This window comes from Solibacillus sp. FSL W8-0372 (genome assembly GCF_037969735.1).
Classification (GTDB): Bacteria; Bacillota; Bacilli; order Bacillales_A; family Planococcaceae; genus Solibacillus; species Solibacillus faecavium.
The window spans coordinates 117,501-131,062 of the sequence record NZ_CP150204.1 but is presented as its reverse complement, the minus strand read 5'-3'; the positions used below and the strand labels follow the sequence as shown (position 1 = coordinate 131,062).

The following is a 13,562-nucleotide window of genomic DNA, read 5'->3' as shown; positions in this document are numbered from 1 at the left end:
TTAACCATATTTAATGAAGTAGTATTTCTATTTAGATTGTAGGCCAGAATACTTTTTCTCTTTAATTATTATAATTGATTAAATTTTCCAACAATTGTAGAATAAAAGTATTACTTAGTAGTTTCTATCATTTGATTGGAGGCCCATTCATCATGTTTTTTCAAAATTTCCGCGATCTAGTAAATGAGAAAGAAGGTATTTTATTTCCTTCCAACAGTTATCGTCAAATGGTTCTACAGCCTGCGTATGACGAAGCACGTAAGCACTTTTTAGATGCAATGCTTCAAATTCATATTGCACACTTGAAAATGTTAGAGGAGCAGGAACTAGTAACCGCAGATGAAGCACGCCGAATTGGGCAAGCCATACAGAAATTAGACCTGGAATATTACAAAACACGCGATTATAACCCACAGTTTGAAGATTTATTTTTCCGTATTGAAAATAAATTAATCGAACTAGGTGGCGATATTTCAGGAAATTTACATATTGGCCGCAGTCGAAACGATATGGGAATTGCTATTTATCGCATGACATTACGCAAAAAGATGCTGACCCTTATGCAGGAGCTTATAAATTTACGCCATTCTTTAATTCTGTTTGCCGAGGAACATGTAGAAACGATCATGATTGGCTATACACATACCCAGCAAGCACAGCCGACAACGTTTGCCCACTATTTAAAAGCGGTTATTGACCAATTGACTCGTGACTATAAACGGATGCAGGCTGCCTACGAGAACATTAACCGCAGTAGCATGGGCGCTGCCGCTTTAACAACAACGGGCTTCCCTATTAGCCGCGAACGGGTGCAGGAGCTTCTTGCCTTCGATGATTTAATTGAAAATGCATGGGATGCCGTTGCTGGCGCTGACTATATTGCCGAAGCAGCCAGCACTGTACAACTTGCCGCTTTAAACTTAGGGCGTACATCACAAGACTTTTTATTGTGGGCAACACAGGAGTTTAATGCTTTTAAGCTTGCGAGCCCATATGTACAGATCAGTTCAATAATGCCTCAAAAGCGAAATCCTGTTTCTATTGAGCATACACGTTCCCTACTATCTTCTGTTGTAGGGGATGCAAGTACGGTTTTACAAATGGTTCATAATACACCCTTTGGAGACATCGTTGATACAGAGGATGATATGCAGCCCTATTTATGGCGGGCAATTGACCGTTTAGTCGGAATTTATAAGTTGTTTGGAAGCTTGATTGTGACAATGGATGTAAACAAAGAAAATCTGCTAAAGCGTGCGCAAAACAGTTTTGCCAACGTAACAGAGCTTGCGGATTCTCTTGTTCGTTCAGAAAATATTTCATTCCGCCAATCCCATAAAATTGTAAGTCTTTGTGTGCGAGAGCTTATAGCAAATAATGAAGAATCGCTTGCAAGCCTAACGTGGGACTTAGCAAATGAGAAATGCCTTGAAATTACAGGGAAGCCTCTCCAAATAAATGAAATTGCCTTTTATCAAGCCATTCAACCTGAATACTTCGTCAATATCCGCACTTTGAAAGGGGGTCCTGCCCCTGTGACGATGAGAAAGTCACTTGTACAGGCGCAGGATGACTCTGTACCGCTTGAAAACTGGCTACGGGAAAAAACAGAATCAATTTTACAGGCAGAAGAGCAATTAGATAAATTTTTAAAGGGGTGGACGACTAATGAATGAACAATTTATTTTAGCTGTTGACGGTGGCGCAACAAAAACGGTTATGACAATTCGTTCGTCAGAGGGACGCGAGTTATTTTCCGCAACCTCTACTAGCTCGAATTATCAAGCGGCAGGAATTGAACATGTACAACATGTATATACAGGATTACTAAGAAGTGCAGCAGCCCATTTACCGAGTCTATTTATCGATGTGGCGGTATTTGCCATTTCTGGGGTTGATACGGATCAAGATAAAAAAATTATCGAAGAAATTATTGAAGAAAGTATCGCACGCTGTCCATTCACTTTTGGTCACGTTATTATTGAAAATGATGTGGAAGCGACATTAAAAGGATTAGGTCATCATGATGTGAGTTTACTCATTTCAGGGACTGGAGCCATATGCTATAGCTATATGAATAACAGAATTATCCGTGCAGGAGGTTGGGGTCATCGCGTTGGGGATGAAGGTAGTGGCTACTGGATAGGTAAGCATATCGCCAAGGCCATTTTCCGCGCTGCAGACGGTCGCAATAAGCCGACTGCATTAACAGAGCTTGTTTTAAAAGGCCATCACGTAAACAGTACGGATGAACTGTTTAACTTAATCTATTCCCCGGATTATACGAATGCACGGTTAGCAAGCTTAGGTTCCTATTTACAGCAGGCGGTGGACATGGACGATGCAGTTGCCCATAAAATTATGCTTAAAGCGGTGGACGAACTTGTATTACTAGCAGCAACAACGTTAAAAAATGCCGGCTATGCAAATGAAGTGCATACACTGTTCTTAAATGGCGGTGTATTGAAAAACAATCCGAGCATAATGAATGGAGTCATCACACAACTTGAACAAACGCATCCAAATCTAACTGTAAAACTATGTGAAGAAAAACCAATAGAATCTATTTTCAATCGAGGCTTACGGGAAATTAACGGGACCCTCTATATCAACTAAAAACAAAGAGGTCAAGTACGATGAAAATCGCCTTGACCTCTTTTTACTTACTGCGCCTCAAATTTCGAATCAATCATTTGCTTCGCTTCCAACTTCATTTCATCAGTAATAGATAGATACACTTTTCCAAGCGCAGTTAAAATAATAAACGCATCATCCGTCAAACCAACTAGCGGTAAAAAGTCGACAATTAAATCAATCGGAAAAATGAAATAACCGAGCGCCCCCAGAACAATCAGTTTATTCGCTTTCGACATATCCGGGCTACGTAATGCCACAAAAAGTGTAGCTGCTGCATGCATTGCTTTATAGCCTAAACCGCCACCGAATTTTTTAAATTTATTGAGGAATTTATTTTCTGAATAGTGTTCTTCCTGACCATCGATCATTTTATCAAAATTAAATTGTTCAGCCATTATTTCTCTCCTCCATTCTCCCTATATATTCCCTTAATTTTGCTGTTTGTAATCATTTACGTTTCCGCTTTGAAGATAATTCTTTTGGCATTTTGCCTTTACGAAGAAAGTTTAACCAAAGTTGCTGGAAAATTTTCGTCGGATCCAATACTTCGTCATAATAAGTTATCGAGTTTTTCCGGAGTTTGGCATAACCGATAGGTACTTCATATAAAGGGACATTTCGTTTAATCGCTTCAATGAGCATATTCGTGTCATAGTTAAAGGACTCCCCTTTTACTTTTGACAGCCAAGATAAATGCTCCCTCGGAATAAAACGTAAACCAGTCTGAATGTCGAGTAGACGTTTATGTATAAATAGCTCAAACAATATCGAATTCGCACGGTTTTGAAGTTTACTTAAAAAAGGATAGTCTGAAGCTTTAAAATCGCGAACACCTAGTATAATCCCATCCGAGAAAATCTTTGTACTTGAAAGCACTTGCTCTACATCCAATACAGAATGCTGACCATGTGCACCTACTGTAATAATACCTTTTGGCCGTTCTGCAGATTTTAATATGTATTCCATCCCCGTTTTCAGCGAACGACCTTTTCCTAAATTCTTTTCATGCGTTAAAACAATGCAGTTTTCCTGCTTTAATTGCTCAAATGTACTGTTATATCTTTTATCACTGCCATCATTGATAACAATAATGCCTGCAAGAGGCAGTGCCTGTAATTTCCGAACAAAGTCTACAACTGCGGGTAACGGGTTCAACGCTGGTATAACAACTATGACTCGATTCATTTTGCATGCTCCTTAGAAATAGAGATATTCTCTAAATTCTATCGGTTAATGCTGGAAAATTCAATGAGATTCCCCACCGTCAGTTATTTCTACCGGAATATGCTTAAACGCTGTCACATCGAACAAGCCCGTATCAGTTAGCTTAATATCCGGAATGACCGGCAATGCTAAAAAGGACAAAGTTAAAAACAAATGATAATCAAGTGTAGGATGAATAATATGAAGTGCTTCATGTAATTTTTGAAGTTCCAATTTTGCTTCTTCTGCTGAACAATCCGTCATAAGACCCCCAATAGGTAAAATCAACGAAGCAATGATCTCGCCTTCATTTAATATGACCAACCCACCTTGCATTTCCTGAAGTGCATTGAGTGCTACAAGCATATCTTCATCATTTGTCCCAACGACAATCGCATTATGAGAATCATGGGCAATCGTTGTTGCTACCGCCCCGCTCTGTATACCGATACCCTTTACAATGGCCACTGCCTTTGTTCCTAAATGATGATGGCGCTCCACAACCGCAAGCTTCAGTAAATCCTTTTTAACAGAAGGAATAAATTCCCCATTCACTACATCGACATTCGCTTCAATCCGCTTCGTAATTAATTGATTGGGAACGATTTGCATTACATTTGCCCGATTTCCTTTAAACGACAAGCGTAAATCCTCTTTCGTTAACTTTGGTAAATGCATTGAATGTAAAATAGACGTTTCAATAATAGATTTTTCCGGAGCCGGAGTAAGCATTTTGCCATATTCAGCAACCTTCTTGCCGTCCTTCCATACAGCTAAAGCTTTCATCGTCTGCAGGTTATCTACTAATAAAAAGTCCGCGTCAAAACCTGTAGCGATTGCCCCTTTATTATTTAAGCGGTAACATTCTGCAGCATTTAATGATGCCAGCTGAATTGCAAGTAATGGATCCATGCCTTCTTCAATGGCAAGAGCAACAGCATAGTTTATGCTCCCTTGTTCCATGAGCTCATCCAAATGTTTATCATCGGTGCAAAATGCAAATCGCCGCGCATTAGCAACCGTCACAGCAGGTAAGATTGCTTTTAAATTTTTAGCAGCAGAACCTTCGCGAATAAACACATACATCCCTTGCTCTACACGATCTAACGCCTCTTCTGCTGTTACACATTCATGATCTGTAGCAATCCCTGCAGCACGGTATCCACGAATTTGTGCACTAGTTAAACCTGCACCATGCCCATCTATAATCATCCCAGCATCTTGCGCAAGCTTAAGCTTTGAAAGCATCCCTTCCTCACCGTTTAGCACAGCCGGAAAGTCCATTACTTCTGCCAGCCCTAACACACTCTCATGATGGACAAACTCCGCTAAATCTTTTGCTGTTAATACTGCCCCTGCATTTTCAAAGGATGTCCCTGGCACACTGGATGGCAGCATATAATAAATATCCATTTCGACATCTTCTATATCCCTCAACATAAATTCCAGCCCTGCTTTTCCAGCAACATTGGCAATTTCGTGCGGATCTGTTACGACAGCCGTCACACCATGAGGAAGTATAATCCGGTTAAATTGCTTCGGCGCCAGCATGGAAGACTCGATATGTATATGGGCATCAATAAAACCCGGCACAATATACTTTCCACTTGCATCAATAATTTCATCCGCTTCAAATTCACCTGGTTCGGAGATGGCAATGATTTTCCCATCAGCTACTACGACGTCCCCCTGTCGCCAGCGAAGATTAAATACATCTGCTATTTGTGCATGTTGAATAATGAAATCTGCTTTTTCCCTTTTTTGCGATTTATCTATAATCCGTTTCATACTGTCCCTACCACCCATCCAGCTATTTTCCAATTATCATACAATATTTTCTATATTATTGGTGTTATAAATGCTTCCTATTCACTTTTAATCTTCCTCTCCGATAAAAAGATTACTTAGTGTTATTGAAGGGAGTGAATATTTATGGTAAATCGTGACTTACTTACAAAGGTTGTTAATTCAATTCCGGAAACACATCGCCCTTTAGCGGAAGCACTGCAGGGTTCTGCCCGTTACACCATTTCCAACCCTATGCTCTCTTTAAAGAAATCTAATATTGCGCTCCGCATGATCGTACGGGATTTATATGCAAAGGAGATGCAGAAGGACGGAACAGTAAGCGAACTACGTACCCTCCTGAACAATAAACACTTTATCGAAAAAATAAAACCGCGCCGCATGTATTTGCTCATGAATTTAATTCTGAAAATGACCGAAGCCCAGGCAAATGATTTGATCGATACGAAGGCTGCAAAAATTGTACTGGATTATTTAATGGATTTAACTAGCTGGTACACAAAACAGTTGCTTACAAAAGAAAAGTTATCAGTACCATTCGAAATCGAAAGTCTCACTCCCACTTCTTTCGGGAAGTTAGATTTGCCGGCCTATGACTATGAAGCGGCCGCTAAATGGTTTTTAATTGCTGCAGAAAAAGGCAATACCATTGCACAATACAATCTCGGCGTTTTATACAATCATGGCAAAGGTGTCCCTCGCAATTTAAAAGAAGCGGCAAAATGGTATTCTTTAGCTGCTGAAAAGAAGGATAGCAACGCGCTGTATGCACTTGGCATCTTGTATCAGCTCGGGCAAGGTATTGAACAGGATGAAAAAAAATCCGCTGAATTATATGAACTAGCTGCAAACGCAGGAAATGCAGATGCCCAGTATAATCTCGGTTCGCTATACAATCAGGGGACTGGTGTTCAGCAAAATTATGAAACAGCTGCAAAATGGTATAAAAAAGCGGTCCAGCAAGGAAATACAAGCGCCATGAATAATCTCGGTTTCTTATATCATAAGGGACAGGGCGTAGAACAAAATTACGAAAAGGCTGCGGACCTTTTTTTACAGGCAGCTAAAATAGGAGATGCTAGTGCGCAATATAACCTAGGCTATTTATATACAAAAGGTGATGGTGTCAAACTTTCCTATAACGATGCAGCTTGCTGGTATCTATCGGCCGCTATTCAAAACCATACGAATGCTCAATTCCAACTCGCATTACTTTATAAATCAGGTCAAGGCATCGGTCAAAGTGAAGAAGAGGCGATTAAATGGTTGACACTCGCGGCAAATAACGGCCATACAAATGCCCAATATACTCTCGGCCTTATTTATAAGCAACAAAATACAACGCTTGCCCAAATAAGTGCCCTGGAATGGTTACTAAAAGCTGCCTCAAACGAACATATTAGTGCAAACTATGATTTAGGTATGCTTTATTTAGAAACCGGTGCTACAGAAACAGCAGTAAAATGGTTGAAACGTGCAGCTATTCAGAACCATGCAAAAGCACAGATTCAGCTTGGGCTTTTTTACCTTGGTGATGAACACCATTTACCGAATTATCAAGAGGCACTTAAATGGTTTTACGCAGCTGTTAGCAAAAATGAGGCGGAAGCTGAATACCAGCTTGGATTACTTTACGAAAAAGGACTCGGTACTTCTGTCAATTATGATGAAGCCCGCCGCTGTTACCGCTCCGCAGCAGAACAAGGACATCTCCATGCACAATATCAGCTCGGCAATCTGTTTGATAAAGGACTTGGGACAAAGCAGGATTACACCGAGGCATTTAAATGGATTCAACAAGCCGCACAAAAGGGGTATCCAAAAGCACAATTTCAATTGGGCCAAATGTATGCAAATGGCGAAGGAATAACGAGAGATTATCAAGAAGCCGCTAAATGTTATCGCCTCGCCGCTTTGCAAGGACATACTAAAGCCCAGTTCCAACTTGGAATGCTCTATAAAAAAGGACTTGGCGTAACACAAGACTATACAGAAGCAACACGCTGGTTAAAACAGTCGATGGAACAAAGTATGAGTGAGCCATCATTCTGACTTCATCATAAAAAGGGAGCTAAAATTACTCTTTAGCCCCCTCTTTCTTCTATAAACTTAACTTTTTACTGTTGCCTGTTCAATTTGCTGTGAGAACACCTTTTTCGCTTCTTCGATATTTACTTCTATATTCTGTTCTTGCAATGCTTCACCGATCGCAATAATGGCCTGCTGTAGCATCTCGGAAGTCGCATTACCCATATGTCCCATACGGAATGCTTTTCCAGCCAAATGAGCTAACGAGCCTGCTACAATAACGCCTCGACTTGCCAGGCTTGCACGAAACTTCCCGTCATCCACCCCTTCAGGATATAAAATGCAGCTTAATGTCGGTGCCGCTACTTCTTCCTCTGCAAGTGGTGTCATGCCATATGAACGTAACGCTGTACGCACCGCTTTTCCATAGGCAATATGTCGAGCTTCGCGCTTTTCCATGCCTTCTTCCAATACAATTTGCAATGCAACATCATATGCATAAATTAAATTTACTGGTGGTGTCGCAAAATACATCGCTGGGTTTTCCATAATATTGCGCCAGTTATGTATATCCGCATAATACGCAGGAACTGTCCCAATTTGTTCACGGGCGGCCAAAGCCTGTTGACTAAAGGCAACGATTGCAAGACCTGGTGGAATACCAATCGCTTTTTGTGAACCTGTTAAGACGATATCAATCTTATAATCTTCCTCCCCATACGATTTGCCCATATCCTCTTGAAGCGCTGCCGTCGCTACGACACCATCCACAATTACAAGCGCACCCGATGCTTTAATAATTGGAATAAGCGTATCTAAATCGGAAGCAACACCTGTTGATGTATCTGCATGTGTAATCGTGACTGCCTTATATGACTTTGCTTTTACCGCTTCTTCAACAAGTTGCGCATCCACACGTTCCCCCCACGTAGACTGTAGCACGTCGACTTCAATACCAAATGCCTTTGCCAGTGGTGTAAAACGATCACCAAAATAGCCATGGCTAATGACTAAAAGACGTTCACCTTTAGCAACAGTGTTTACAATAGCCATTTCCATTGCCAATGTACCAGAGCCCGCTACTACATACACCTCTCCATCAGTATTAAAAAGCTTTTTCGTATTCGTAATTGCATTTTTAAATATTTCCACAAAACGAGGATCTGTATGTCCTCTCGTTTCACTTGCCAACGCATCATAAATTTCATCCATTACAGGTGTTGGTCCAGGTACAAGTAATAGTTCTTTATTTTTCATATAAACGGCTCCCCTATTAGTTAGTAATTAAAAGCTCCTCAAATAAACGCCTATCTACTAAAATGGAAAATGCCTTTCCAGCCCCATCCAAGCTAGAAAGACATATTTCCATTTATACAAAACCCCTAAGTTTGCTTCTATTTATGGGAGGCAATCCCATTCTAAACCGCGGTCCAATTCGATTTAGATTGTATCGTAGTTAAAATGTTCAAGTTCAAAATCCAAAATCCTATCTCTTTTCCCCAACCTTCGTATTGCTTTCGAAATCGCCCTTTTGCATAGCGGTTATCTACTAAGTGCTATATCCCCGATAACACTTTGAATAGGAAGAGCGGGTAAAAAGAGATAAATTATTATTTATAGAGCAGTTCCCCGTTTATGAATTATTTTCATAATCCTACCCTTTTAAAAAGTCTATACCTTATTAAGCAAATTGCTCAGTCTCAGTAGAACCAGACATAGCAGTTGTCGATGATGTACCGCCTGAAATTGTTTGTGATACTTCATCAAAGTAACCAGTACCTACTTCACGTTGGTGACGAGTTGCAGTATAACCTTTAGACTCTGCAGCAAACTCAGCTTGTTGTAGCTTAGAGTAAGCAGCCATTCCATTGTCTTTGTAGTCATGCGCAAGCTCGAACATACCAAAGTTTAAGCTGTGGAAACCTGCAAGTGTGATGAATTGGAACTTGTAGCCAAGCTTCCCTAATTCACGTTGGTACTCTGCAATTTCCTCATCTGATAATTTAGCTTTCCAGTTGAATGATGGCGAGCAGTTGTACGCTAACATTTTCCCTGGGAATTCAGCGTGAATTGCAGCAGCAAACTCACGAGCTTCTTCTAAAGATGGGTGAGATGTCTCACACCAAATTAAGTCTGCATATGGTGCATAAGCTAAACCACGAGCAATTGCTTGCTTAATACCTGGTTTTGTACGGTAGAATCCTTCTGGAGTACGTTCACCTGTTAAGAATTCTGCATCGCGTGGGTCAATATCAGACGTTACCATGTCAGCAGCGTCAGCATCAGTACGAGCGATTAAGATTGTATCAACACCCGCAACATCCGCAGCAAGACGTGCAGCAATTAAGTTGCGTACTGCGTTTTGAGTAGGTAATAATACTTTACCACCTAAGTGACCACACTTTTTCTCAGAAGCTAATTGGTCTTCTAAATGGACACCAGCTGCACCAGCTTCAATCATCCCTTTAACTAACTCAAATACGTTTAATGGACCACCAAAGCCTGCTTCAGCATCAGCCACAATTGGTGCAAACCAGTCGAAGCCATCATCGCGACCTTCAGCATGATCAATTTGATCAGCACGTTGTAAAGCTTGATTAATGCGCTTTACTACTGCTGGTACAGAGTTTGCTGGATATAAAGATTGGTCCGGATACATTTGTCCAGAAAGGTTCGCATCAGCCGCTACTTGCCACCCCGATAAGTAGATTGCTTTTAAACCTGCCTTTACTTGCTGTACTGCCTGATTCCCCGTTAAAGCACCTAAAGCATTGATAAACGGCTCTTCATGTAATGAATTCCATAAACGAGCAGCTCCACGCTTTGCTAATGTTTGCTCTTGGATGAATGAACCTTGTAACTTTACAACCTCTTCAGCTGTATAGCCACGCTCAATTCCCTCCCAGCGTTTATTTTCTGCCCATTCTTTTTGTAAAGCTTCAATTCTTTCTTGACGTGTTGACATGATAAATTTCCACCTTCCCCATTGTGTATGAAAATTCTGTTAGGAAAATTTGCTATCCCCTGTTCCATAACAGAACATCTTGCTGTAATATAATGTATAACAGAACGATTTACTTTTCATTATTTTCTGACAAATTATGTTTAATTAAGGATGAGTTGTCTTATTTAAAGGACGAAACATATTTAGGCAATAATACAGAAGGAGTGGATTTACCTTGTCATTACAAAAAATTGATGTCGAAAAAGATATTTTTAATCAGTACAAAACTATTTTAGAAGACTGGATTCCAGCAGAAGCATCGATAGCAATAGCAGTAAATAACACTTATATTTATTTTAGTACGGGTCATCACCAATTCACATTAAAGGTAGGCTCTGCTGTTCCAGAAGACAGTATTGCTTTCCAAGTTCTCCAGACAGGACAAAAAACAGATGCAGTCATGGAAAGTACACTTTTTGAGACACCTTATTATGCAATCGGTTATCCCATCCTTGTAAACGGAGAGCAAGGGGCTTTAATTGTTGTCCTTCCTCCCCTTTTTACAATTAAGAAACCGGATACTTACAAATTTTTAACAGGCAAGCAAGTAGAAGACTGGATGCCTATTCCTATTGATCAAATTTCACATATTGAAAGCCTTCAAAAACGAACTTGGTTTTATTCTCAAGGTGAACAATATAAAACGGCTGTCACATTGAAAGAATTACAGACAAGGTTGCCGTCCAACTTTATCCGCATTCATCGATCTTGTATTATTAATATTTACTATATAAAGAAAATCTCACGGGATTTAACTTCCAACTTTATTGTTCAGCTAAGTGAGGGGACAGAATTACCAGTAAGTCAATCTTACATTAATAATTTACGGGAGGTTTTGGAATTTTAACATCTTCAAATAGGGGGAATTAGACATAAAAAAACCACTGATTTCTCAGTGGTTTTTTTCGTGTGCGAAGCGACGTCCTACTCTCACAGGGGGAAGCCCCCAACTACCATCGGCGCTAAAGAGCTTAACTTCCGTGTTCGGTATGGGAACGGGTGTGACCTCTTTGCCATCATCACTTCACTATAGGGCTTCTTACGAAACCTGTAGAAAGAATCGTTCTTTCAAAACTGGATAAACGTTTCATTGAGTTGTGCAATAAAATGTGGTTAAGTCCTCGACCGATTAGTATTCGTCAGCTACATGCGTCACCGCACTTCCACCTCGAACCTATCTACCTGATCGTCTTTCAGGGGTCTTACTTACTTGCGTAATGGGAAATCTCATCTTGAGGGGGGCTTCATGCTTAGATGCTTTCAGCACTTATCCCGTCCACACATAGCTACCCAGCGATGCCTTTGGCAAGACAACTGGTACACCAGCGGTGTGTCCATCCCGGTCCTCTCGTACTAAGGACAGCTCCTCTCAAATTTCCTACGCCCACGACGGATAGGGACCGAACTGTCTCACGACGTTCTGAACCCAGCTCGCGTACCGCTTTAATGGGCGAACAGCCCAACCCTTGGGACCGACTACAGCCCCAGGATGCGATGAGCCGACATCGAGGTGCCAAACCTCCCCGTCGATGTGGACTCTTGGGGGAGATAAGCCTGTTATCCCCGGGGTAGCTTTTATCCGTTGAGCGATGGCCCTTCCATGCGGAACCACCGGATCACTAAGCCCGTCTTTCGACCCTGCTCGACTTGTAGGTCTCGCAGTCAAGCTCCCTTATGCCTTTACACTCTTCGAATGATTTCCAACCATTCTGAGGGAACCTTTGGGCGCCTCCGTTACTCTTTAGGAGGCGACCGCCCCAGTCAAACTGTCCGCCTGACACTGTCTCCTACCCCGCTAAGGGGCATGGGTTAGAAGTTCAATACAACCAGGGTAGTATCCCACCGACGCCTCCTCCGAAGCTGGCGCTCCGGGATCTCTGGCTCCTACCTATCCTGTACAAGTTGTACCAAAATTCAATATCAGGCTACAGTAAAGCTCCACGGGGTCTTTCCGTCCTGTCGCGGGTAACCTGCATCTTCACAGGTACTATAATTTCACCGAGTCTCTCGTTGAGACAGTGCCCAGATCGTTACGCCTTTCGTGCGGGTCGGAACTTACCCGACAAGGAATTTCGCTACCTTAGGACCGTTATAGTTACGGCCGCCGTTTACTGGGGCTTCAATTCACAGCTTCGCTTGCGCTAACCGCTCCTCTTAACCTTCCAGCACCGGGCAGGCGTCAGCCCCTATACGTCACCTTACGGTTTTGCAGAGACCTGTGTTTTTGCTAAACAGTCGCCTGGGCCTATTCACTGCGGCTTCTCTAGGCTATGCACCCAAAGAAGCACCCCTTCTCCCGAAGTTACGGGGTCATTTTGCCGAGTTCCTTAACGAGAGTTCTCTCGCACACCTTAGGATTCTCTCCTCGACTACCTGTGTCGGTTTGCGGTACGGGCACCTCTCACCTCGATAGAGGCTTTTCTTGGCAGTGTGAAATCAGGAACTTCGCTCTAAAGAGCTCGTCATCACAGCTCAACGTTATAGTATGCGGATTTGCCTACATACACGCCTTACTGCTTGAACACGCGCAACCAACGGCGTGCTTACCCTATCCTACTGCGTCCCCCCATTTCTCAAACGGTGAGGAGGTGGTACAGGAATATCAACCTGTTGTCCATCGCCTACGCCTATCGGCCTCGGCTTAGGTCCCGACTAACCCTGAGCGGACGAGCCTTCCTCAGGAAACCTTAGTCATACGGTGCATGGGATTCTCACCCATGTTTCGCTACTCATACCGGCATTCTCACTTCTAATCGCTCCACCAGTCCTTCCGGTCTGACTTCAACGCTATTAGAACGCTCTCCTACCACGCATACTCAAAGTATGCATCCACAGCTTCGGTGAATCGTTTAGCCCCGATACATTTTCGGCGCAGCGTCACTCG

The 13,562-nt window shown here is 42.0% G+C and carries 9 protein-coding genes and 2 rRNA genes (1 of these 11 only partly in view); 4 read left to right on the top strand and 7 right to left on the bottom strand.

All coding sequences use genetic code 11. The annotated features are described in order from the left end of the window. The first annotated feature begins 152 nt into the window (after nucleotides 1–152). On the top strand, nucleotides 153–1,676 hold the full coding sequence (gene argH / locus MKY13_RS00645; RefSeq protein WP_339214694.1) for an argininosuccinate lyase: 1,524 nt from the start codon (nucleotides 153–155) through the stop codon (nucleotides 1,674–1,676). Then, nucleotides 1,669–2,616 carry a BadF/BadG/BcrA/BcrD ATPase family protein gene (locus MKY13_RS00640; RefSeq protein ID WP_191701681.1) on the top strand — a complete coding sequence of 316 codons (948 nt, stop codon included), beginning with the start codon at nucleotides 1,669–1,671 and terminating at the stop codon, nucleotides 2,614–2,616. Before argH ends, MKY13_RS00640 begins: the two co-directional genes overlap by 8 nt. A gap of 47 nt (nucleotides 2,617–2,663) precedes the next feature. Here MKY13_RS00640 and MKY13_RS00635 read toward each other — a convergent pair whose 3' ends face one another. Genes MKY13_RS00635 through ade form a run of 3 tightly spaced genes read right to left on the bottom strand, consistent with a single transcriptional unit; the run spans nucleotide 2,664 to nucleotide 5,628 of the window. Continuing rightward, complete coding sequence (locus MKY13_RS00635) at nucleotides 2,664–3,032, bottom strand: DUF1232 domain-containing protein (RefSeq protein WP_191701682.1); 369 nt, start codon at nucleotides 3,030–3,032, stop codon at nucleotides 2,664–2,666. Nucleotides 3,033–3,084: 52 nt separating this feature from the next. Beyond that, nucleotides 3,085–3,822 carry a glycosyltransferase family 2 protein gene (locus MKY13_RS00630; protein ID WP_339214692.1) on the bottom strand — a complete coding sequence of 246 codons (738 nt, stop codon included), beginning with the start codon at nucleotides 3,820–3,822 and terminating at the stop codon, nucleotides 3,085–3,087. 60 nt (nucleotides 3,823–3,882) lie between these two features. Then, the gene (ade, locus tag MKY13_RS00625) at nucleotides 3,883–5,628 is read right to left on the bottom strand and encodes an adenine deaminase (RefSeq protein WP_339214690.1); all 1,746 of its coding nucleotides are present in this window, start codon (nucleotides 5,626–5,628) and stop codon (nucleotides 3,883–3,885) included. 144 nt (nucleotides 5,629–5,772) lie between these two features. Between ade and MKY13_RS00620 the strand changes: the two genes are divergently transcribed. Further along, nucleotides 5,773–7,698, top strand: a complete 1,926-nt coding sequence (locus MKY13_RS00620) for a tetratricopeptide repeat protein (RefSeq protein ID WP_339214688.1) — start codon at nucleotides 5,773–5,775, stop codon at nucleotides 7,696–7,698. 57 nt (nucleotides 7,699–7,755) lie between these two features. On the opposite strand, the gene MKY13_RS00615 is transcribed toward MKY13_RS00620, so the two are convergent. Then, nucleotides 7,756–8,931 carry an alanine--glyoxylate aminotransferase family protein gene (locus MKY13_RS00615; protein WP_339214686.1) on the bottom strand — a complete coding sequence of 392 codons (1,176 nt, stop codon included), beginning with the start codon at nucleotides 8,929–8,931 and terminating at the stop codon, nucleotides 7,756–7,758. Between the two features lie 424 nt (nucleotides 8,932–9,355). Continuing rightward, on the bottom strand, nucleotides 9,356–10,639 hold the full coding sequence (aceA, locus tag MKY13_RS00610; protein ID WP_191701687.1) for an isocitrate lyase: 1,284 nt from the start codon (nucleotides 10,637–10,639) through the stop codon (nucleotides 9,356–9,358). A gap of 214 nt (nucleotides 10,640–10,853) precedes the next feature. On the opposite strand from aceA, the gene MKY13_RS00605 reads away from it, so the two are divergent. Next, entirely contained in the window at nucleotides 10,854–11,525 is a 672-nt protein-coding gene (locus MKY13_RS00605) for a LytTR family DNA-binding domain-containing protein (RefSeq protein WP_339214684.1), read from the top strand. Nucleotides 11,526–11,589: 64 nt separating this feature from the next. On the opposite strand, the gene rrf is transcribed toward MKY13_RS00605, so the two are convergent. Continuing rightward, nucleotides 11,590–11,705 (bottom strand): 5S ribosomal RNA (gene rrf, locus MKY13_RS00600). An 82-nt stretch (nucleotides 11,706–11,787) separates the two neighbouring features. Then, nucleotides 11,788–13,562 (bottom strand): 23S ribosomal RNA (locus MKY13_RS00595) (it continues 1,154 nt past the right edge of the window).

What these genes read in the sequence shown, in the direction of transcription:
- argH (WP_339214694.1), top strand. Translation starts at nt 153, where the DNA reads ATGTTTTTTCAAAATTTCCGCGATCTAGTAAATGAGAAAGAAGGTATT.
- MKY13_RS00640 (WP_191701681.1), top strand. Translation starts at nt 1,669, where the DNA reads ATGAATGAACAATTTATTTTAGCTGTTGACGGTGGCGCAACAAAAACG.
- MKY13_RS00635 (WP_191701682.1), bottom strand. Translation starts at nt 3,032, where the DNA reads ATGGCTGAACAATTTAATTTTGATAAAATGATCGATGGTCAGGAAGAA.
- MKY13_RS00630 (WP_339214692.1), bottom strand. Translation starts at nt 3,822, where the DNA reads ATGAATCGAGTCATAGTTGTTATACCAGCGTTGAACCCGTTACCCGCA.
- ade (WP_339214690.1), bottom strand. Translation starts at nt 5,628, where the DNA reads ATGAAACGGATTATAGATAAATCGCAAAAAAGGGAAAAAGCAGATTTC.
- MKY13_RS00620 (WP_339214688.1), top strand. Translation starts at nt 5,773, where the DNA reads ATGGTAAATCGTGACTTACTTACAAAGGTTGTTAATTCAATTCCGGAA.
- MKY13_RS00615 (WP_339214686.1), bottom strand. Translation starts at nt 8,931, where the DNA reads ATGAAAAATAAAGAACTATTACTTGTACCTGGACCAACACCTGTAATG.
- aceA (WP_191701687.1), bottom strand. Translation starts at nt 10,639, where the DNA reads ATGTCAACACGTCAAGAAAGAATTGAAGCTTTACAAAAAGAATGGGCA.